Annotated in this window: 20 protein-coding genes; 6 read left to right on the top strand and 14 right to left on the bottom strand. The window is 59.6% G+C overall.

What is annotated here, in order from left to right; all coding sequences use genetic code 11:
* Nucleotides 1-461: 461 nt before the first annotated feature.
* The 7 genes from PH558_RS32260 to PH558_RS32230 form a co-directional block, all read right to left on the bottom strand.
* Entirely contained in the window at nucleotides 462-1,469 is a 1,008-nt protein-coding gene (locus tag PH558_RS32260) for a hypothetical protein (protein WP_095437213.1), read from the bottom strand.
* Between the two features lie 361 nt (nucleotides 1,470-1,830).
* Nucleotides 1,831-2,547, bottom strand: coding sequence for a hypothetical protein (locus PH558_RS32255; protein ID WP_095437212.1), 717 nt, complete (start codon nucleotides 2,545-2,547; stop codon nucleotides 1,831-1,833).
* Nucleotides 2,548-2,722: 175 nt separating this feature from the next.
* A complete protein-coding gene (locus PH558_RS32250) occupies nucleotides 2,723-3,352 on the bottom strand; it encodes an exopolysaccharide biosynthesis protein (protein ID WP_095437211.1) in 630 nt (209 codons plus the stop codon).
* Between the two features lie 48 nt (nucleotides 3,353-3,400).
* On the bottom strand, nucleotides 3,401-3,712 hold the full coding sequence (locus PH558_RS32245; protein WP_095437210.1) for a hypothetical protein: 312 nt from the start codon (nucleotides 3,710-3,712) through the stop codon (nucleotides 3,401-3,403).
* 68 nt (nucleotides 3,713-3,780) lie between these two features.
* The gene (locus tag PH558_RS32240; RefSeq protein WP_095437209.1) at nucleotides 3,781-4,764 is read right to left on the bottom strand and encodes a TerC family protein; all 984 of its coding nucleotides are present in this window, start codon (nucleotides 4,762-4,764) and stop codon (nucleotides 3,781-3,783) included.
* 172 nt (nucleotides 4,765-4,936) lie between these two features.
* Entirely contained in the window at nucleotides 4,937-5,653 is a 717-nt protein-coding gene (locus PH558_RS32235) for an SAM-dependent methyltransferase (RefSeq protein WP_095437208.1), read from the bottom strand.
* A 139-nt stretch (nucleotides 5,654-5,792) separates the two neighbouring features.
* On the bottom strand, nucleotides 5,793-6,272 hold the full coding sequence (locus PH558_RS32230) for an Lrp/AsnC family transcriptional regulator (protein ID WP_095437207.1): 480 nt from the start codon (nucleotides 6,270-6,272) through the stop codon (nucleotides 5,793-5,795).
* Between the two features lie 324 nt (nucleotides 6,273-6,596).
* Here PH558_RS32230 and PH558_RS32225 point away from each other — a divergent pair, with 324 nt between their 5' ends.
* The 4 genes from PH558_RS32225 (at nucleotide 6,597) to PH558_RS32210 (ending at nucleotide 10,864) form a co-directional block, all read left to right on the top strand.
* Nucleotides 6,597-8,351, top strand: a complete 1,755-nt coding sequence (locus PH558_RS32225; RefSeq protein WP_095437206.1) for an alkaline phosphatase — start codon at nucleotides 6,597-6,599, stop codon at nucleotides 8,349-8,351.
* Nucleotides 8,352-8,425: 74 nt separating this feature from the next.
* Complete coding sequence (locus tag PH558_RS32220; RefSeq protein ID WP_113228464.1) at nucleotides 8,426-8,890, top strand: hypothetical protein; 465 nt, start codon at nucleotides 8,426-8,428, stop codon at nucleotides 8,888-8,890.
* 4 nt (nucleotides 8,891-8,894) lie between these two features.
* Nucleotides 8,895-9,581, top strand: a complete 687-nt coding sequence (locus PH558_RS32215; RefSeq protein WP_095437204.1) for an ABC transporter ATP-binding protein — start codon at nucleotides 8,895-8,897, stop codon at nucleotides 9,579-9,581.
* The gene (locus PH558_RS32210; protein ID WP_285208316.1) at nucleotides 9,578-10,864 is read left to right on the top strand and encodes an ABC transporter permease; all 1,287 of its coding nucleotides are present in this window, start codon (nucleotides 9,578-9,580) and stop codon (nucleotides 10,862-10,864) included. The genes PH558_RS32215 and PH558_RS32210 overlap by 4 nt, the downstream gene beginning before the upstream one ends.
* A 6-nt stretch (nucleotides 10,865-10,870) precedes the next feature.
* Here the strand turns inward: PH558_RS32210 and PH558_RS32205 are convergent, their stop codons facing one another.
* Nucleotides 10,871-11,428, bottom strand: coding sequence for a winged helix DNA-binding protein (locus tag PH558_RS32205; protein ID WP_095437202.1), 558 nt, complete (start codon nucleotides 11,426-11,428; stop codon nucleotides 10,871-10,873).
* Nucleotides 11,429-11,540: 112 nt separating this feature from the next.
* Here PH558_RS32205 and PH558_RS32200 point away from each other — a divergent pair, with 112 nt between their 5' ends.
* Complete coding sequence (locus PH558_RS32200; RefSeq protein WP_095437201.1) at nucleotides 11,541-12,659, top strand: LLM class flavin-dependent oxidoreductase; 1,119 nt, start codon at nucleotides 11,541-11,543, stop codon at nucleotides 12,657-12,659.
* Between the two features lie 65 nt (nucleotides 12,660-12,724).
* Here PH558_RS32200 and PH558_RS32195 read toward each other — a convergent pair whose 3' ends face one another.
* From PH558_RS32195 to PH558_RS32170, 6 genes are all read right to left on the bottom strand, one after another.
* Nucleotides 12,725-13,792 carry an ABC transporter ATP-binding protein gene (locus PH558_RS32195; protein WP_095437200.1) on the bottom strand — a complete coding sequence of 356 codons (1,068 nt, stop codon included), beginning with the start codon at nucleotides 13,790-13,792 and terminating at the stop codon, nucleotides 12,725-12,727.
* A 32-nt stretch (nucleotides 13,793-13,824) separates the two neighbouring features.
* A complete protein-coding gene (locus tag PH558_RS32190) occupies nucleotides 13,825-14,679 on the bottom strand; it encodes a carbohydrate ABC transporter permease (RefSeq protein ID WP_285208315.1) in 855 nt (284 codons plus the stop codon).
* On the bottom strand, nucleotides 14,669-15,595 hold the full coding sequence (locus PH558_RS32185; protein ID WP_113409554.1) for a carbohydrate ABC transporter permease: 927 nt from the start codon (nucleotides 15,593-15,595) through the stop codon (nucleotides 14,669-14,671). Before PH558_RS32185 ends, PH558_RS32190 begins: the two co-directional genes overlap by 11 nt.
* A gap of 76 nt (nucleotides 15,596-15,671) precedes the next feature.
* On the bottom strand, nucleotides 15,672-16,886 hold the full coding sequence (locus PH558_RS32180; protein WP_285208314.1) for an ABC transporter substrate-binding protein: 1,215 nt from the start codon (nucleotides 16,884-16,886) through the stop codon (nucleotides 15,672-15,674).
* Between the two features lie 86 nt (nucleotides 16,887-16,972).
* Entirely contained in the window at nucleotides 16,973-17,758 is a 786-nt protein-coding gene (locus PH558_RS32175; RefSeq protein WP_113409404.1) for a DUF4037 domain-containing protein, read from the bottom strand.
* A 46-nt stretch (nucleotides 17,759-17,804) separates the two neighbouring features.
* Nucleotides 17,805-19,124, bottom strand: coding sequence for an alpha-L-fucosidase (locus PH558_RS32170; protein ID WP_113409403.1), 1,320 nt, complete (start codon nucleotides 19,122-19,124; stop codon nucleotides 17,805-17,807).
* Between the two features lie 203 nt (nucleotides 19,125-19,327).
* On the opposite strand from PH558_RS32170, the gene PH558_RS32165 reads away from it, so the two are divergent.
* A complete protein-coding gene (locus PH558_RS32165; RefSeq protein ID WP_113409402.1) occupies nucleotides 19,328-20,335 on the top strand; it encodes a LacI family DNA-binding transcriptional regulator in 1,008 nt (335 codons plus the stop codon).
* Nucleotides 20,336-20,381: the final 46 nt, after the last annotated feature.

Genomic DNA, 20,381 nt, shown 5'->3' with positions numbered 1-20,381 from the left:
GAAAGATTCCTGTTCCGCCTAGGCCGCGCTACGGAGCGCTGGTTCAACGCAGACCTGATCAAGTCTGCTGAGACGCATCGACCACGGTTTTCGTTGATGCGAAAGATGGCGTACGACCCTCCTATAGGGCTAACGGCAGGAAAGAAAGGGATAGCTTCTGATTGAGGCTTTATCTCAACGAAATCAATCGGCTAGAGATTGTGTAAAAATTCAGCCAGGTCAGCCGAATAAGTCATAGGAGACATTCTCATCGCCCGCCGACCTCAAGTTTTTATGCCGTTTTTACCGGCAAATGTCCATATATTTTCGCGTCGATCCAGCGCTCTGATGTCCACTGGCAAGCTTATCGCGCAGGCATATGGACGGCGACAGGAGAAATTGCCTCTCGGCTCGCTTAAACAGGCGCGGCAAGGATACCGGCCGTCACCCGTCAAATTTCCTGATTTAGCTCTCGGCCACCGTCATGGCTGGTCGCAGATCGGAATCGGCTTGGTAGGCGGTGCCGGATGGTCCTTCTTGTATTGCGCGATGACCGGTTCGAGGGTTTCCTTGGGCCAGAACTTGGGCGTGCCGATCTCCTTCAGGCAGGAGTCGTTCCAATACAATCCGGATTGGGCCGGAGAGCGCCCCGCCGCAACGGCCTTGGCAATCGCCTTGATGTCCGAGGACTCCGGATAGATGTAGAGCGTCGTCGGATTGTCCTTCACCATGGAGATGATCTGGTTGGCATCCGATGCCGCCCAGCTGGTGCAGCCGTCGCTACGGCCGCCGGCATATTCCACCAGCTTTCCGAGCGGAACATATCCGTCCCGGTTGGCATAGGGGCTCTGCGGATCCTTCTTCATGCAGATGCCCGCAACCTTGGCAGCCGCATGTCCGCCGATCGCCCTTTCGCGAGCATTCGCAGTCTCACCTTCGCCATCGAACTGGAGGAACGTGCGAAGATAGGCAGCTTCCTTGGTTTGTGAGAGCTTGTAGTAACCCTTGAAGGTCGTCTTCGTCTCCTCCGTCACATAGGAACCGCCCGTCGTCAGGTTCGAGTCCATCGCATTGCCGAAGTTCTTGGCGCACATGCGGCCGTTGCCGAAATCGGCGACACCCTTGAGATCGCGACCGCTGCCGTGGCCGGATGAAACGACACGGAACGTCTGTGTCGCCTCGCAAACGATGTAGAAGCGGCCTGCGGACTTGCCATCATTTGGAGTGTTTGGACGGGTTGCATCCATGGCGAAATAGCAGGGATTTTTGACCGTGCCTTCGCTCACTTTTCGCATGTAGAGCGCGCGGGCTCTTTGCAGGACCGGTTGGGCAATCTGCCCTTCACCGGTACCGACATAGGCTCCGAGCCAGGCCGGAATGTCCGGCTGCCGGGCCGCGGCCAGCGATTGCGATGTTACGGGAATGACGAGGGCGAGGGAGCAAAGGCTGAGCATCTGGGGGACGCTTCGAAGGGCATATCTCAACCGCACGGAATTAGTTCTCCTATCAAATATTCTGGGTCCGCATGAGCGGTTGCCGTCAAAGGCAATGTTGACAGCCTGCCTGCCCCACAAGCTCGCCTGCCACACGCTTTGATCCAGAACTCATACTTGTGCGCTGCTTTGCTGAACGAGACCCTAACGGATGCGGGAAATCCTGGCTGACAAGGAAAATTGCTCGCCTGTCATTGATCGACTCCATCCGTTTTGCGCCAGCATTCTTCAGCGATCGCGGCGCAAATATGGCGGAGTTCAGGCGAGCACGGCGCCAAGAAAGTCCTGTGCGCTTACGTTGCGTCATCAAGTCGAGATGCGACCTTGCTTCCGCAAGCGCGACAAGGTGGTCGACCACTTACTGTGACGACAGATGCGGGGCCGGAAAATCCAGCACTCGGCTGGTATAGCTTTCAATCAGTGCGCTGAACGGTGTTCCATCCGGCAGCTTCAGCACGGCATGGTGTTCGAGAAGAAACGAAGGGAGAGCGAGAGATCCGTTCCCGGATGGCGGCAGATCGGCGCCCGTTTCCCATCCTTGCGGAAGAGGCGACCAGAGCAGCTTTGCCGACAGGTTCGTGCGGGTGAAATTGAGGGCTTGAACGGCGCGACCGAAAGCGACATCGCTCGTATCGAGCGCCTTGTTCATCTCGGCTGTGAGCTTTGCCGGCACGTACCAATTATCCGCCTCGGACAGAATACGATCCCCGCAAGCCAGGCGAACGCGGCGATAGGCGACAGGTTCGTCAGATCCGACGGCAAGCAGCTTCCGGATTGAAGCGTCCGCCGGCTTATCCTGACCGCGCACGCGCTGTGCAATGATTTTCGAGCCTTCCGGTGCAAGCCTATGCGCAGCACACCAGCGATCGAGCGTCAGCGTGGCGCTGGCATTGCTGAGGAGATCGGCATTCAAGGTCTGCAGGATTGCCAGTGCTTCCAGACGCGAGGTCGGCGTGTCGGGCCACTGAGAGGCAGCCGACATTTCCTGCGCCGTCGCCGTCTGCGCGCCAAGCGCGATGGCGACGGAGCTGCCGAGGGCAATCATGCGGACGAATGACGGGGGCTTTGATGGCATGCGATGAAATCCTCTGCACTGATGATTTTACAGGCCGGAACCTAATGGCTGGGAAATGCGCCGCTGGCATAGATGGCAGGCTTGCCGCTATTGGCAAGACCTGAAAAGGCTGTTGCGGACAAGCGCGGCAACTGGCCGCAAAATCATCCGCTGTCTTCCTCACCGGATAAGGTGCTTACGATCCGATTACATTCAGGCCGGTGAAAGCCAACTGGATGAGACCAGCCGTGGCGACGAAGGCCAGTGCTGAGACGAACAGCGCCGCCAGGATCAGCAATCCATCCCGTGCCATCAGGGCGACCGAGATCGCCACGAGGGCAATGACCGGCATATAGTTGCCGAGCGGGATCGGAAGGACAATGGCGATCGCCAGCAGGAAGATCGGAAAGGACAGCAACCATTGCATGGCGCCGCCCGTGAAAGCGGCTAGACGGCCCGGACGGACGACGGCTTCGACCCTGGTGAGGATCGGCGCGCTGTAGCGTACGATGAGATCAATGACCGCCGGTGAAAGCCGACGCCGGCTGAGGAAGGCCGGTAGCCATATGGTCCGGCGGCCCAGTGCGATCTGCACCGCCACCAGCGCGAGAGCGCTTCCGAAAACGACGCCGAACGGTCCTGGGATCGGAATCAGCGCCGGCAGCGAGAGAAAGAGGATGGTAAAGGCCATGCTCGTGTGCCCGAGGCCGCTGAGCACCTCGCCGATGGAGATGCCGCCCTGCTCATGGGCGAGCCTGGCGAGATGGTGCAGGCGAGTGGATGCCTTGTCATCATGCCCAGTTGCGCCGGCAGCCTGTTCTGTCATCGGATATCACCAGATGAGGTCACCGGAATTTCTTGCTTGCACAAAGCGTCAGGCTTCATCAGCACTTTCGCCCTTTCCCTGGATAAGCCTGATGACGGGCGCGCAGTCCGGATTGCTTTTGTCGAGCAGATCGGCAGGGCTGCTCCACCCCGTCGATAGGCCGATGACGGTGGAAATCGTCCAGAAAGTGTCTTCGGAGGCGCGTTGCGCCAGCGCCGGGACCTCGGACGAGAGACATGCCTGCGATTGCCTGATGATCCCGGCTGGCTGGCTGGCGGCAGCGGCATGCCGCTCGATTTCGGCTTGAAGCGGACCAAGGGCGAAAGTTGCAAAAAGGGCTGCGAGGAGATTGGAGATCATGTCTGTACCTTGTCGGAAATCTGTTTGAAGCGGGGAGGGAAGTGCCCCGAGTGGGGCACCTCGCGGCATCAGGCGCTTTCGGTCTTGTTGCGTGTCTTCAGCAGGCTCCAGCCGACGCCGCTTGCGATGATGGCGAAGGTGATCCCGAGCGAGAGGGCGGCCGGGAATTTTTCCAGACCCAGCATATCGGCGACAAAGATCTTCGAACCAATGAAGACGAGCACGATGGCAAGTGCGGGCTTCAGATACTGGAAGCGGTGGATCATGGCGGCGAGTGCGAAGTAAAGGGCGCGCAGGCCGAGGATCGCGAAGATATTCGACGTGTAGACGATGAAGGGGTCGGTCGTGATGGCGAAGATCGCGGGAACCGAATCCACGGCAAAGATCACGTCAGCGACCTCGATCAGCACGAGTGCCATGAAAAGCGGCGTGATGAACCAGACCATCTTCCCGGTCTGCGGATGCGGCTGCTTGACGAAGAAGCGCTCGCCATGATGATGGTCGGTGACGTTGAAGCGGCTGCGCATGAAGCGCACCAGCGGGTTCTTCGACACATCCGGCTCGGCATCCTTCACGACCAGCATCTTGATGCCGGTGATGATGAGGAAGGCGGCGAAGACGTAGAGAAGCCACGAGAATTCGGCCACGAGCGTCGCGCCGACGCCGATCATGATCGCGCGCAGCACGATGACGCCGAGAATACCCCAGAAGAGCACGCGGTGCTGATAGAGACGCGGGACGGCAAAGAAGGCGAAGATGAGGGCGATGACGAAGACGTTGTCGAGAGCCAGCGTCTTTTCGACGACGAAACCCGTCATGTAGGCAAGGCCGGAATCGGCACCGAGATACCACCATACCCAGCCGCCGAAGGCGAGGCCAAGGGTGATATAGAGCACGGAGAGCTTGATGCTCTCGCCGACGCCGATCTCCTTGTTTTCCTTATGCAGGACGCCAAGATCGAAAGAGAGAATGGCGATGACGAGCGCAAGGAAGCTCATCCACATCCAAAGCGGCTTTCCCAACCACTCCACGAAGAGCAAAGACGTTTCCATGACGGAGAACCTCTGTCGGCGCGATGTCGGAAGAGGTCCGACATCATGAGAGCGCCGACGGCTCTCACCAGAGGGGCCCGGACCAGCGGGTTGGCCAATAGCTGGGAAGCGGACGTTTGCGTTTCAAGAGCTGCACGCACTTTTCAAAGGAGCAGAGGTTTAGCTTGCTCCTTTAAGCTGCGGTCCGGCCAATGTGGATGCTGTGAACGCTTGCTCTCTTCTGCGCGACGAAATCCGTCAGCGCGGATGGAATGTCAACATGGGCGCTGCGCCGTGCAAGAATACGGAACCCTTTGGGAAGACAGGCGGCGATGCGGTCGATAATCGTCTCATAATCGACAATGAGCATCTCCCGACCGGCCATGAGGTCGAAGAGAAGGGGATCGGCGAGCACGCGCTCATTTTCGCAGAACCAGTAAGAGGAAATTGTCAGATCGGGGAGGTAACCGATCTGCGCCGGCAGATTTCTTTGCTCGAACTGGAAATCGCCGGGCAACCCCGCGGCAGCCATCAATTCTCTGGCGAGGGACAGCTGGTGTTCGGATAAATCCAGCCCCCGAAGCTCCAGCTCGGGATTGTGGGCGAGATAGGCAAAGGCAAGGCTGAAGGCGCCGGAGCCGCAGCCGAGATCGCATACCCTTCTATATCTGTGGACGGCGTCTTCGAGGCTGGTAAGCGCCTGCAGGCATTTCAGAGAGTTTCGCATGCCGAATGCACGGGTGAAGGCATCGGCGGAGAGGTTATAGTCGAATATCTCGATCTGGCGCCGGCTTTCGACAGCATTGCGCAAAGCAATACTGTCGTTGCTTGGATGGTACAGGTGGTTACACCTTAGCAGGACCTCGGAAAATTCTTCGAGATTTCGTGTCTGTACGGCCGCGTATGTCATGAAGCCTGTCCTCGCCAAGGGTGTAGTCTTTGGCGTGATTGGAAAGGCTGCATGCGCCGAAAGCAAGCCCTCAAAAATTGCCCTTGACGCTCGATAGGGCAGGGCCGCGCAACGACGACCATCGAACGCCGAAGCCATGTCAGCCTTGTGGTAGCGCGATTGGAAATCCTTCGAAGGTCTTGAGGGTATCGAGGACGATCGCCGTCTTCACGTGCTGAACGGATTCATGCGGCAGCAGCACGTCGTTGACGAAGCGGGAGAGATCGGTAAGCCCGCGGGTGGCGACCTTAAGGTGATAGTCCATTTCGCCTGTCAGCGCATAGGCTTCCAACACCTCCGGCAGTCCGTTGATGAGCTGCGAAAAACGGCGGGCATTGTCTCTGTTATGGGTGGCAAGCGTCACCGAAATGACAACGAGCATATCCAGCCCCAGTCGCTGCCGGTCGAGATTGGCCTGGTAGCTGCGAATATAGCCTTCCGCCTCCAGTCTGGTGCGGCGGCGCGAGCATTGCGACGGCGAAAGGGCAATGCGCTCGCCGAGTTCGTTGTTCGTCAATCTGCCGTCTTTCTGAAGTTCCTCCAGCAGGCGCAGATCCAATTTGTCGAGCTGTTCATCCATTGCGCAAAACTCTCAAAATGCTCACGAAGCCTGTATGAGTTTTGCCTTTTCCTGAGAAAGTTACAAGCTTTCGGGGTAAGCCCACGCCAAGTCTTGCGTAGTTGAACGCGATGGTTTTCGAGGCTTTTGGACCAAGTGAAACGGAAAGGGACTGCGCAGCCACCCCGTTCGCGCCATCTCTTTAGATGCCGCGCATACAATCAGCCTCCCTTAGCGTTTGTCCCTTTAGAATTTCCGGTTGCAGAAAGTCGACTCCTTTTTACATGATTGTCATCTGGCTTTTATAAGTGGGAGGCGGGAAGCAACCAAACGCAGGGGGTATAAATGCGTAAATTTCTTCTCGCCATGATGTCTGCGACCGTAATGTCCGGCGCAGCCCATGCAGCGACAGTCTATCCGTTGGACCGGGCAACGGTACTCGCCGGCTCGCCATTCGATTTTAAGGTGGAATTCAGCAAGGTTGTGAAGCCGGAAGACGTGAAAGTCACGGTCAACGGCGAAAGCTACGATGCGGTTTTCGGCAAGGCGGCTGATTTCGTCGCAGAAGAAAAGGGCGCTGAAGACAAGGTTCTTGGGTCCGCCCTGATCCTGCGTGGCGTCAAGCTCGCAAAGCCCGGCCAGTACAAGGTCGAGGTTTTGGCCGGCGACGAGAAGAAGTCCGTCAACTGGGATGTCTATGGCACATCGGCCATGCCGAAGGCCAAGAACATCATCTTCCTGCTCGGCGACGGCCTTTCGGTTGCACACCGCACCGGCGCCCGCCTCATGTCCAAAGGCATGACCGAAGGCAAGGCCAATGGCCGCCTCGCCATGGACGACATCCCGCCGGTTGCCTTCATCGGCACGTCCTCGACCTCGGCCATCGCAACCGACAGTGCCAACACCATGTCGGCCTACATGACCGGCCACAAGTCGGCGGTAAACGCACTCGGCGTCTATGCCGACCGCACGCCGGCAAGCCTAGACGACCCGAAGGTCGAAACGATCGGTGAAGCACTGCGCCGCACGGGCAAGAAGTCGCTCGGGATCGTCACCACGGCCGAAGTCGAAGATGCGACGCCGGCAGCGCTCGTTTCCCATACGCGCAAGCGTGGCGACAAGGCTGAGATCGTCGGCATGATGTACGACGTCAAGCCGGATGTCCTGCTCGGCGGCGGCTCGGCCTATTTCCTGGCGAAGAGCGTTCCGGGCTCCAAGCGCAAGGACGACAAGGACTATATCGCGCTCTTCAAGGATGCCGGCTATGCCGTTGCCACCGACAAGAGCGAACTGGCCACCGCTGCCGGCTCCAACCAGGACAAGCTGCTCGGTCTCTTCCACACCGGCAACCTCGATGTCGCGCTCGATCGCGAATTCCTCAAGAAGGGCACCGTCGACAAGTTCCCGAACCAGCCCGGTCTGGTCGACATGACCAAGGTCGCGCTCGACAAGCTCGCCAAGAACCCGGACGGTTTCTTCCTCGTGGTTGAAGGTGCCTCCATCGATAAGATGAGCCATCCGCTCGACTGGGATCGTGCACTGGTCGACACGATCGAGTTCGACAAGGCCGTGGCCGTTGCCCACGCATTCCAGGAAAAGAACCCGGATACGCTTATTGTCGTCACCGGCGACCACACGCATGGCGTCTCGATCATCGGCACCGTCGACGATAACAAGCCGGGTACCGAAATGCGCGAAAAGGTCGGCACCTATGCCGCTGCCGGCTTCCCGAACTACGAAGACAAGGATGGCGACGGCTATCCGGATCGCGTCGACGTTTCGCGTCGCCTGTTCATGGCCGCCAATAACGGCCCTGATCACTACGAGACCTTCCGTCCAAAGCTCGATGGTCCTTTTGTTCCGGCTGTTCAAAACGAGAAGAAGGAATATGTTGCCAACGAAGCCTACAAGGACGTGCCCGGCGCCGTCTTCGTGCAGGGCAATATTCCGCGGGACGAGGATAGCGGTGTCCACGCCGTTGACGATGTCGTGCTCCAGGCAGCCGGCCCGGGTGCCGAGGGTTTCCGCGGCTACATGGAACAGAGCGACGTCTATCGCGTGCTGGCCGATACCTTCGCGCTCGGCACCGAAAAGATGTAAGTTGTTACAGATCGTATACCATGGACAAGCGGCTTCGAGGCCGCCTGTCTCTTCATCTTTCATGGGGGTACGCGATGTCCGGGGACAGGATCGCCACCATCAATCGTCGGGGCTTTTTGGCCGCTGCCGCGGTTTTGCCTGTCATGGGCATTGCGGCACGCGCGAATGCCTCAGATGCACTGGGTTTTGACGAGCTCTACAAGAGCTTCGGCCCGCTCGGGCTCGAATTTTCCGACAAGGTGAAGCAGCTGAGCGGCAAGGAAGTTGCCATCAATGGATTTATGGCGCCGCCATTGAAGGCGGAGGCCGCTTTCTTCGTCCTCACGGAAATCCCGATGTCGCTCTGCCCGTTCTGCTCTTCCGATGCCGATTGGCCCGACAATATCATGGTCGTCTATCTCTCTTCCAAGCAGACATTCGTTCAGTACAACGCGCCGATCGCGGTGCGGGGTGTGCTGGAATTCGGCTCCTGGACCGATCCGGAAACCGGCTTCATCAGCCAGCTGCGTCTCCGCAACGCATCGTTCAGGACTGTTTGAGCACATGCTTGCGCTCGATATCTCCGGTCTTGAAAAGCAGTTCCCCGGCCTGGCCGCGCCGGTTCTCGCCATCGACCGCTTCCATCTGCCGGCGGGCGGCAGGCTTGCGATCACCGGTGCCTCGGGTTCCGGCAAAAGCACATTCGTCAATGCCATTACCGGCTTGGAAGATGTCGGGAATGGCAGGGTATCCTGGAGCGGTACGGAGATCACGCGCCTGTCGTCCGGCCGGCGCGATGCGTTCCGCGCCCGCAATATCGGCCTCGTCATGCAGGACTTTCATCTGTTTCCCGGCTTGTCCGCCTTCGAGAATGTCGTGTTGCCGATCAAGCTGACACGGCGTCTTGCCTCCAACGAACGGGAACGTGCGCTTTATCTGCTGTCTGTCACCGGTATCGCCCGACCGCAACAGAAGGTCGAAACCTTGTCGCGCGGCGAGATGCAGCGCGTTGCCGTTGCCCGCGCATTGCTGTCGCGCCCCGGCGTCATCGTCGCCGACGAGCCGACCGCCAGCCTCGATCGTCAGGCGGGCCATGAGGTTGCGGAACTTCTGCTGCAGCTTTCGGCCGAGGAGGGGACGACGCTTGTCGTCGTCACGCATGACGCCACACTCGCCGAGCGCCTCGGCCGCCGCATCAATCTGGTAAACGGGCGGATCGAGGAAGACAGCCAAGAGGTTGCCGCGCAATGATCACCTTCATCCTTGCCGACCTCAGGCGCTTCTGGAGCGGTGCGCTGGCCGTCGTGGTGCTGATTGCCCTGTCGGTCGCGCTGAGCGTGACGGTGACGCTGCAGGAACGAGCTGTCCGGCTCGGCAGCGCGCGCGCCGCGGAAAAATTCGATCTGCTCGTGGGTGCCGCCGGCAGCGAGACGCAGCTGGCGCTTTCCGCCGTCTTCCTGCAGCCAGCGCCGTTGCCGCTGATGGAGGGTGCTGTTCTGTCCCGCCTTGCCAGTGATCCGCGTGTCGAACTGGCGGCACCGGTCGGCTTCGGCGATTCCGCATATGGGCATCCGATCGTCGGCACGACCACGGGCCTCATTTCGTCCCTCTCGCCCTCGCTCTCGCAGGGCGCGATGTTCGCGCGCCTCGGCGAAGCGGTGGTCGGCTCCGATGTCGCCTTGTCGACCGGCGCGGAAGTCAAGCCGATGCATGGCACGGCCGAGACCGGTGGCGAAACCCATACGGCCATCGCCTACAAGGTCACCGGCCGCATGGCGCCGACGGGAACAGCTTGGGATCGCGCCATCCTGGTGCCGATCCGTGCCGTCTGGCAGTTGCACGGCATGCATGGCGCGGACCATCACGACGATGATGGCGACGAAGCCAGTGTGCATGACGCAGCCGAGCCGCATCAGCATCCCGACGGCCGCGAAGAAGGCCATGAGCATGGGCATGTCGATGCCGACGCGCCGCTCGACGAGCAATTCGACGCGCAGACGCCCGGCATTCCGGCCGTTCTCGTCAAGCCGAAGACGATTGCCGATGCCTATCGCTTGCGGCAGGAATACCGCACGGGCACGACGCTCGGCATTTTCCCGGCCGAGGTGCTGACCAGGCTCTATGCGACACTCGGCGATGCCCGCAGCCTGCTTCTGGCGATCGCGCTCGGCACGCAGGCGATCGTGATTGCCGCGATCGTGCTGGTCACTATCATGCATGTCGGCTCGCGACGCCGGCAGATCGGCGCCCTGCGGGCGCTTGGAACACCGGTCCGCTCGATCGTCACGCTCGTCTGGGGCGAGCTCTTCGTCCTGTTCGCCGCCGGCATCCTGCTCGGTATCGCGCTCGGCTACACGGCAGCGCTGGTTATCTCCGTCAAGCTGGCGGCAGCGACCGCCGTGCGCCTGCCCGTCGGTTTCTCTTTCGATGATCTCTGGCTTGTCGGAGGCTTTGCAGGCGTTGCCGCGATCATCTCCATCGTGCCGGCGTTCAGCGCGCTACGCTCCAGCCCGGCTGCCGCACTGCGCGCCTAAGCAAGTCTAATCGTCTGTAAATCGGCGATGCGTCGCTGCGCTTCTGGCCACGTGCTCATAAATCCCCGTCATCAAGTCCAGTGTGCTGGACGCTTCCTCCAAACGGCGGCCCATGTTCGGGACGCCTTGCACAGCTTTTACCAGAAGGGCCGAGCGGACTGCGGCGTATTCGTCTGTGATGTCTCGACCTTTTTCTGTCACCGAATATGTGACCCCCGAACGGCCGCTGCCCCTTCTTTCCACCAGTCCTGCACCGACTAGCTTTCTCAAGCTGTACTGCATGTTCGGGATGTCTTCTCGATTGGACAGGCGCGCAAGATCCTTGATGGATTTAGGCCTATCATGCATGCGAATTATATGGAGCATAGCATTCTCAGGGCCGCTCGCTGCCAGTCCAATGACCGAAGCCAGGCACTCGGTTTGCCAGCGCCCGAAGGCCTCGAACGCGCGCATGAGGGCAAATTCCAATTCGGTCAGGTCCACTTGCAGCGGTGTTTGCGCCAGATGCCAGCTTCGATCCAAGCCGCGTGGATGGCCCTTCTGGTCTTCGGTTTCGGTGCTCATAGGCTTCCTTTGCGGGATATTGCGGTGACGCCAAGATGGCGAGTGTTGACAAGTTTCAAGTTTCAAATAAAATTTCTATCGTAAATTATATCAAAAAATAAAGGGAACGAAAATGTCGGAGAACTCCATGTTCGACGCAGGGCAATTTTTGCTCGGCACCTTCGCCAGCAATTGCTCCAGCGGCATGAGCGTTACCAAAGTGCCGGAACGCTGGGTCAATTCCTGGGACAACAATCTGAAATTGGCCCAGCAGCTGGATGAGGCAGGTATCGATTTCATGTTGCCGATCGCCCGATGGATCGGATATGGCGGCGACACCAATTTTCACGGCAATGTGCTGGAAACGATGACGTGGGCGGCGAGCTTGCTCGCCAGCACGAACAACATCAACGTCTTTGCCACCATTCACACGGCCGCGAACCATCCGGTGGTCGTTGCCAAGCAAATCGCGACGATCGATCAGATCAGCCGAGGACGGATCGGCCTCAACATAGTTGCCGGTTGGAACCAGCCGGAATACGAAGCATTGGGACTTGACCTGCCCGCTGACCATGAAAGCCGCTATGCCTATGCGGAGGAATGGTTCGATATCGTCAAAAGCCTATGGGAGCGAGATCAGGCCTTTGACTATGATGGCCAGTTCTTTCATCTCAGAAATGTACTTGGCGATCCTCGACCCGGGCATCGCGCACCTATCCTCAACGCTGCAGGTTCCGGCCAAGGCCGCTCCTTTGCCGTGCGGAATGCAGACTTTCTGTTTACTCCGGCCATAGATCTGAGCCGTTCGACGACTGAAATCGCGGAGTTGAAACAGCAGGGCAAAGCCGCCGGTCGCAATTTGGGTGTCCTCACCTTTGCCCATGTGGTCTGCCGACCGACGGAGGGAGAAGCGCGAGACTATCTTCAGCATTTCGGAAAGGACAATGCGGATTGGGAGGCGGTAGACAATCTAGTGCGCCTGCAATTCGCGCATGCGCAATCCTTTCCGCATGACCTTCTGGCATTGATCCGGGACCGGATGGCTGCTGGACATGGCGGTTTCCCGCTCATCGGGACGCCCGAACAGGTGGCGGAAGGTATTCTTGCCCTTCACAAGGCCGGCTTCAGCGGAACGACCATTTCATTTGTCGATTACAATGCCGAATTCCCGTATTTCCGTGATCGGGTTCTTCCATTGCTCGAACAGGCCGGTATTCGCAGGCCGGTTTCAATGCCGCATGTGACGATCTAAATCCATCGTGGATATCAGGAGAGAAGGTTGCTGCGGGACCTTCCGCCACAAGCTGAGAAGTATTCTCAATGCAAGCGCTGGCCGTCTGCTGGATCGAACAGATGTGTCTTTGCCGGGTCGATCCTCAGTTGGATCGGCTGGCCGGGAGACACCGAAGGACGGTCCCTGATGGCTGCGACGAGGGATTGCGCGCCAGCCTGCAGTTGCAGATGCGTGTCCGAGCCCGTCGGCTCGATGATGATGACCTTGGCCTGCACGCCGTCCGTATCGACGGCAATATGTTCCGGGCGGATGCCGAGCTGGACGGATCGGCCGAGATGGCGACGGGCGTTTTCCGGCAGCGGCCAATGCAGATCTTGCGCGTCCTGCAGGCCCAACGTCCCGTTTCGGTCGGTGACGAGGCCATCGATAAAATTCATCGACGGCGATCCGATAAAGCCGGCGACGAAGCTATTGGCAGGCGCATCGTAGATCTCAAGCGGTGAGCCGATCTGTTCGATATGGCCGCCGCGCATGACGACGATGCGGTCGGCCATGGTCATGGCCTCCATCTGGTCGTGCGTCACGTAGACCATGGTGGTGCCAAGCCGCTGGTGCAGCGTCTTGATCTCGGTGCGCATCTGCACGCGCAGCTTGGCGTCGAGATTGGACAGCGGTTCGTCGAAGAGGAAGACGGCGGGGTTGCGCACGATGGCGCGTCCCATTGCCACGCGCTGTCGCTGCCCACCGGACAATTGTCGGGGATAGCGATCGAGGAGCGCGGCAAGGTCGAGGATCGCTGCGGCATCGTTCACCTTTTGCTCGATTTCCTGGCGGCTGCGGCGCGCGAGCTTCAGCGAAAAGGCCATGTTGTCGCGCACGGTCATGTGCGGATAGAGCGCATAGGACTGGAACACCATGGCGATATCCCGCTCATTGGGTTCGAGATCGTTGACGATGCGGTCACCGATTTCGATCTCGCCGTCGCTGATGCCTTCCAGCCCGGCGATCATCCGCAGCAGGGTGGATTTGCCGCAGCCCGAGGGTCCGACAAGCACCACGAATTCTCCATCCTGTGCGGCGACGGAGACGCCGTGCAGCACTTCAAGCGCGCCGTAGCGTTTGATGGCGTTGCGAATGGTCAGTTTCGCCATGGATTTTTCTCCCGAAAATCTAGGCCGGCGCTTCAGCGCCCGCCCATGCCCGCATTGAGGGCAATGCTGTTGTAGATGAGCTTCTGCAGGATGATCGCGAGGAAGACGCCTGGAAGCATGGAAAGCGTGGCACCCGCCATCAGATAGTTCCACTGCGTACCTTGCTGCGTCTGGAACAGGGTGAGGCCGACCGGCAGGGTAGCATTGTCGGCACCGGTCATGACGATCAGCGGCCAGAGGAAGTTATTCCATTGCCCGATGAAGGTGAAGAGCGACAGAAGCCCGATGGCCGGCATCGACAGCGGCACGATGATGCTGACGAGGATGCGCAGGCGGGAAGCGCCGTCGATCCTGGCGGCTTCCTCGAGTTCCATGGGAATGGAGAGGAAGAACTGCCGCATCAGGAATGCGCCGAAGGTGCCGAAGGAGATCGGCAGGATCACGCCGGGGAAGGTGTTGACCAGACCGAGCTTGTTGACGATCAGAAACAGCGGAATGATGAGCATCAGCGGTGGCACCATCAGCGTGCCGATATAACCGAGCAGCAGCGTTTCGCGCGCCCTGAATTTCAGCCGCGCGAAGGCATAGCCGGAAAGGCAGGAGACGATGACGGTGATCGCTGTCACGCAGATCGCGATGATGGCGCTGTTGAGGAAGAAGCGGCCAAAGGGCAGCTGAGTCCAGGCGGCGCCAAAATTACCCCATTCGAAGATATCGGGCAGGATGCGCGGGGGTATCGCTGTCACCTCAGCATTTGAGCGCACCGCATTCGATACCATCCAGAAGAAGGGAAAGAGAAAGGCAATGGCGACGAGCGTGATTGCCAGGTGGTTGACGACATCGAGCACCAGCTTCCGGCGCGCTTTGGCTTTGGATTTAAGCGTCATAATGCACCCATTTGCGCTGGAACCAGAATTGAAGGGCCGTTAGCGCCATGATCAGCGCGAACATCACCCAGGCGATGGCCGAGGCGTAGCCCATCTGGAAGTTCTGAAAACCCCGTTGGTATATGGCATAGCCGAGCGTCGCGGTCGATGATCCCGGCCCGCCCTTGGTCATGACGAAAATCTGGTCGAAGACCTGCAGCGAGGTGATCGCCGTCATGACGGTGCCGAAGAACAGCGTCGGCGAGATCAGCGGCAGCCGGATTTTCCAGAAGCGGTCCCAGGCCGTTGCGCCATCGATGCGGGCTGCTTCAAGGTAGCTTGCCGGCACCATGTCGAGCGCGGCGTTGAAGAGAACGGTATTGTAGCCAACGCCGGCCCAGATCGAGGTGAGGACGACCGCCTGCATGGCAAGCGTGCGATCGTTCAGCACGCCCGACAATGGCAGCGATAGTGAGGCCATCAGGCTGTCGAAAAGCCCGCCGCTGGTGAAGATCAGCATCCAGACCATGGCGACCGCAATCAGCGGGGTAAAGGTCGGGAGAAAGAAGATCACCCGGAACCAGCGCTGCCCCATCTTCAGGCTCGAAATCCACGTTGCCAGCCCGAGCGAGATGATGATGTTCAGTACAAGATATTCGACGGTAAAGAAGAGGGTGTTGCGCAAGACCGTCCAGAATTGCGGGTCGGTCGTAAACAGGCGCACATAGTTGGAAATGCCGACGAAACGCGGCGTACCGAGCAGCTGCCAATTGGTGAAGCTGAGCGCGATCGAGGCAAGGATCGGCAGGACGAGAAACAGGACGATGCCGATCAGGCCCGGCAGCAGGAAGAACAGGGCCGTCCATCCTTCGCCTCTGAACCATCTGCGCGAGCGTGGCCTTGGTCTTGCGATCATGTCTGTATGCTTGCCCAGCATCATGGGCCTCTCCTTTCCGGTGATGGCGCTGCGGTCGAGCGGGTGGGCTCTGCCGCAGGCCGACGAGACGCCCGGTCTATGGCAGCTGGCTCTGAATGTCGCTCAATACGCCTTCGGGTTTCGAGTCTCCCGTCAGCGCGAGCGGCACATATTGCATCACCAGATTCTCGAACTGGTTCCATTTCTCGTTGATGCGGAACGGTGTGGTGTGGGCAAATATATATTGCAGCGTATCGCGGGTGCCGCTGACATTCTTGGCGGCGCCGTCATACCAGGCGGTCTGCTGTGCAAGCCGAGCCGGCAGTGCGCGTCCGGCCGCGCCAAGGATTTCCGCGGCCTTGGGGCCTGTCAGCACCTGCAGCGCCTTGAAGGCGGCATCCTTGTGCTGGCTGGTGGCGGAGATACCCCAGCCTGAGCCGGCCGTAATGAAGCGCGAGGAGCCGCTGCCGCGCGGCAGCGGTGCGATGCCGATCTTGAAATTGACATTGGCCTGCCCGGTAATCAATGACCAGGGACCGTCGATATACATGGCGACATTGCCCGAAGCGAAGCGGCCGCTTGCGGCCGAAGCATCGGCCGCGGAGGCAAAGACCGGCGAGAGTTTGTCCTTGGCTGTGAGATCGGCGTATTTGCCGAACGCATCGACAAAGCCGGCATTGGTGAGGTCGAATTCATTGTCGGCATTGAAATAATCCGCGCCGAGCGCGACGGGGCCGGCGATGAAATCGAAAGCCTGGGTGCCATAGCCGTATGCTCCGTCCTTGGTCAGTACCTTGGCGTCGGCCTTGAAGTCGTCGAACGTCCAGTCTTTGGCGGGCTCCTTCAAGCCGGCGGCTGCGAACTTGTCGCGATTGTAGAAGACCATCCACGGGCCGACATCGTAGGGCAGCGCATAGAGTTTGCCGTCCTGCGAAAGACCGGACATGATCGATGTTTCGAAGTCAGCCACCTTCACGTCGCTGCCTTTCACATAATCATCAAGCGGCGTCAGGATCGAAGAGAAATTCGGCAGGCGCATCGATTGCATTGAGACGATATCGGCGACCTGACCCGATGCTGCCAGAACCGGCAGGCGCGTCCAGTAGTCCGTCCAGCCCGAAAGCTGCAGCTTGACCTTGATATCGGGATATTGCTTGTTGACGAGATCGGCCAGCTGCTGCCAGAGCTCCGCATCGTTCGGCGCCCCCCACATCTGCCAGGTAAGGGTCACGGCGGCATCCTGCGCTTGCGCGCCGATGCCGGGTAGTGAGCTCGCCGCAAGGGCGGCGGCAAAGATCAATGAACGCTTCATGATTGTTCCTCCTCCTTAATGATTTTCGTTGCAGTGACGTTGATCACTATCCGGACGCTCCCCTCCGGCTTGGTCTTGCGGCTCGTTCACGCCGCGATCATGGCCTCCAGGTCGGCGATCAGGCCGATCAGTTCGCTTCGTTGACGCTGCCACGTGTCCGGGCCTTGCTCCGGCTCCAGAATGGCCGTCATCCGCTGGAGAAAGTCAGGCGGCAGCCGTTCGAGTTCGGCCGCCATGGGCAGGTTCCAGCCGTCGCCCGGGAAATAGACCCGGTTGAAGGCAAAGACGGTCTGCAGAATGGCGTTGGCAAGCTTGCCTGTGAGACCGACGAGAAAGACGAGGTCGCGGCGAACGACCTTGCTCTCATAGTGATAATCTCGGGCCCAATAGCGCAGGATTTCCATGTACTGACTGAGCACGGACGCCCTGAGCGCTTCCGGATATTGCGCCAGCTGCTGCCTCCAACCGGTCAGCAAACCCCTGGGATCGGCGATGATCTGCTGGTTGGCAAGATCGGTCGGCAGGTGATAGCCCCAGATCGTCCATTCGAAGCTCTTCGGCACGACCACTCCGGCAAGCCAGGAATCCAGGTCGCGCTGGACGCCGGCATACCGCCGCATCCAGACGCCATCCATGCGGATGCCTTCGGCCTGCCAGTCTCGCAGCGCGGCATCGAAACGCCGCCACGCCGCGGTTTGCCGGACCTCCGGTCCGCGATAGGCATCGGCATAGACCCTGAAGTCGAAATCCGATTGCGCATCCGACCGCCCCTTGCCGCGCGATCCGGCGAGTGCGACGGCACCATTGCCGTCTTCTGCCAGATCGGCGATCAGGGGGGTCATCGCGGCTATGAGTTCGGTTTCGCGGCTCACGACGGCACAGGGCGGCTGGGCTTCGCTATCTCCCTTAATCTTTGACTTAATCCTTGAGGATCAGTTCGATGACGGGCGTCACGACGTCAGGCTTGAGCACCGGCAATTCCAGGGTCAAAATGCCTTCTCCGACGGCGACGCCGACATTGGAGTCGACGTCGGCATCCGGGTCGAGCCAATGAAGCTCGCTGGCATCGTGCAGGAACTGTGCATATTTGACCTTGCGCCCCAGTCCTTCGATATGGATGTGGCGGAAGGGCCAGGTCTGTATATGCAGGTAGAGCCGATTGCCCTTCTGGGTGAAGCGGCATCCGTTTGGCGCCTTGTAGGTCGAAGGTCCTGCGCCATAGATCGCACGCCCGTTCAGACGCAGCCATTCGCCATAGGTATCGAGCGCCTTGATGGCGCGGGCGTCGAAGGTGCCGCGGCCGGTCGGGCCGACATTCATCAGCAGATTGCCGCCGAGCGAGACCGTGTCGACCAGGATGTTGATGAGCTGGCCGGCATCCTTCCAGCTGGTCTCGTCGCGATAATAGCCCCAGGAGCCGCTGAAGGTGTGGCAAGCTTCCCATCGCACCGGCAGGCCAGCAACGGTCGGTGCGACTCGCGGCGTATATTGCTCCGGCGTGACGAGTTCGGGCATGTGATCCGCATCGCGCGGCAAGTCGAGGCGGTCGCCGACGATGATATCGGGCTGTAGCTGGCGCACCAGCTTCATCAGGTCGTCGCTCTCCCAATCGGCACGGCCCTTGCCGGGCAGGCCCTTGTAGACGCGCTGGGGATAGCTGAAATCGAACCAGATCACATCGATCTTGCCAAAATTCGTCAAAAGCTCGGTCACCTGATCGCGCATGTATTTGGCGTAACGCTTGACGTCGCGGCCCTCGTTGAGCTTGGCGGCGTCGGGATGGTTTCGCTGCGGGTGATGTCCGTCGATCGGGAAGTCGGGGTGGTGCCAGTCGAGCAGCGAATAATAGAAGCCGACCTTGAGCCCCTCAGCGCGAAGCGCTTCGACATAGGGGCCGATCAGGTCCTTGCCATAGGGGGTGTTGGTGACTTTGTAGTCGGTGACCTTGCTGTCCCACAGGCAGAAGCCTTCATGGTGCTTCGCGGTCAGAACGACATATTTCATGCCGGCTTCGCGAGCGCGGCGTGCCCATTCGCGGGCATCGTAAAGGTCGGGGTCGAAATTGTCGAAATACTTCTGATAGGCCTCGGTGGTGAACTCCTCGCGGTTCTTCAGCCATTCGTGACGTGCGCCGAGGGCGTAAAGTCCGAAGTGGATGAACATGCCGAAGCGGTCGTGTCCAAACCATGCCTTGCCGTCGGCCACATTCTGGCCGCCACTGATCGCTGCGTCGCTCACACTATCCTCCCAAGTGTTAAGGCTTAATCGAACCGGTTCGATTTGATAATTGATCCTCATGCCCGGTATGTCAAGCGCACTGTTGAAATCTCTTTCCGCATATTGCTTCATGGCCCGCAAATGTTAGATTTGTGACAAAGATTCAGGGAAGGGAGTCCTTTCGATCGGAAGGCTTGAGGCGATAGAAACGGTTCGAAAAATTCATGGCCACCATTCGTGACGTCGCCAAACTCGCTGACGTATCCGTCTCCACGGTGTCGCTGGCCCTGAGCAATCCGGCGCGCGTCAGCCAGAAAACGCTGGAGAAAATCCGTCAGGCAATCGCCGCGGTCGGCTTCGTTGCCGATCCGCTTGCCCAGAGCCTAGCGCGTGGACGCAGCCGCATGATCGGCTTCATCGTCGGCAATGTCGGCAACCCGTTTTTCGGGGATATCCGGCGCGAGCTGGAAAATTATGCGCTCGATCACCAACACTTCGTCGTCGTCACCGATTCCTCAGGCAAAACGGATCGCGAGAGGGCGATGGTCGAGCACCTGATCGGCCTGAAGACCGCAGGCCTCGCACTTGCGCCGTCAGGCCATGATCAGGATTATATCGACTTCATTGCCGGCCTGAACCTGCCGATCGTCTGTTTCGACCAGAAGGTTACGGGCATCGAGCGGGATTTCGTCGGCTCCGACAATTATCTGGCCGGGGCGATGCTGACGGAACATCTCCTGCAGCTCGGCCACAGGCGCATCGCCGTCATTACTGGCCCGAGCCATATGCATACCGCGACGGAGAGATATCGCGGCTTTGCGGATACGATGGCCAATGCCGGCGTGGACATCAACCCGAATTTCGTCGTCGACGGCCAGTTCACGCGCACAGCCGGCTACGAGGCGGCCATGCGTTTGCTGATCCAGCCCGAACGCCCTACCGCGATCCTCGGCACCAATAACGCAGTTGCCCTCTCGGCGCTGCAAGCCATGCAGGAGCTGGGCTTCCGCTGTCCCGACGACATCTCGCTCGCCATGATCGACAATGTGCAATGGAGCTCGGTCATCACGCCGCGCATCACCATGGTGGTCCAGGATACGCTGGCGCTCGGCGGCATCATCGCAAGACGCCTGATGCACCGTATCACCCATCCGCAAGGTGCGGTCGAGCCGCCGCAGGATTTCGTGCTAACGCCGAAATTCGTTCCGGGCAATTCCTGCCGGAGAGTTTAGAGCTCTGTACACCATGCATTGGGGCGCCGAAGGCCTCTTGCGCCTT

This window comes from Rhizobium pantanalense (assembly GCF_030182525.1).
In the GTDB taxonomy this organism is placed as follows: domain Bacteria; phylum Pseudomonadota; class Alphaproteobacteria; order Rhizobiales; family Rhizobiaceae; genus Rhizobium.
The sequence above is the reverse complement of the archived record's forward strand: the minus strand, read 5'-3'. Positions and strand labels throughout refer to the sequence as shown.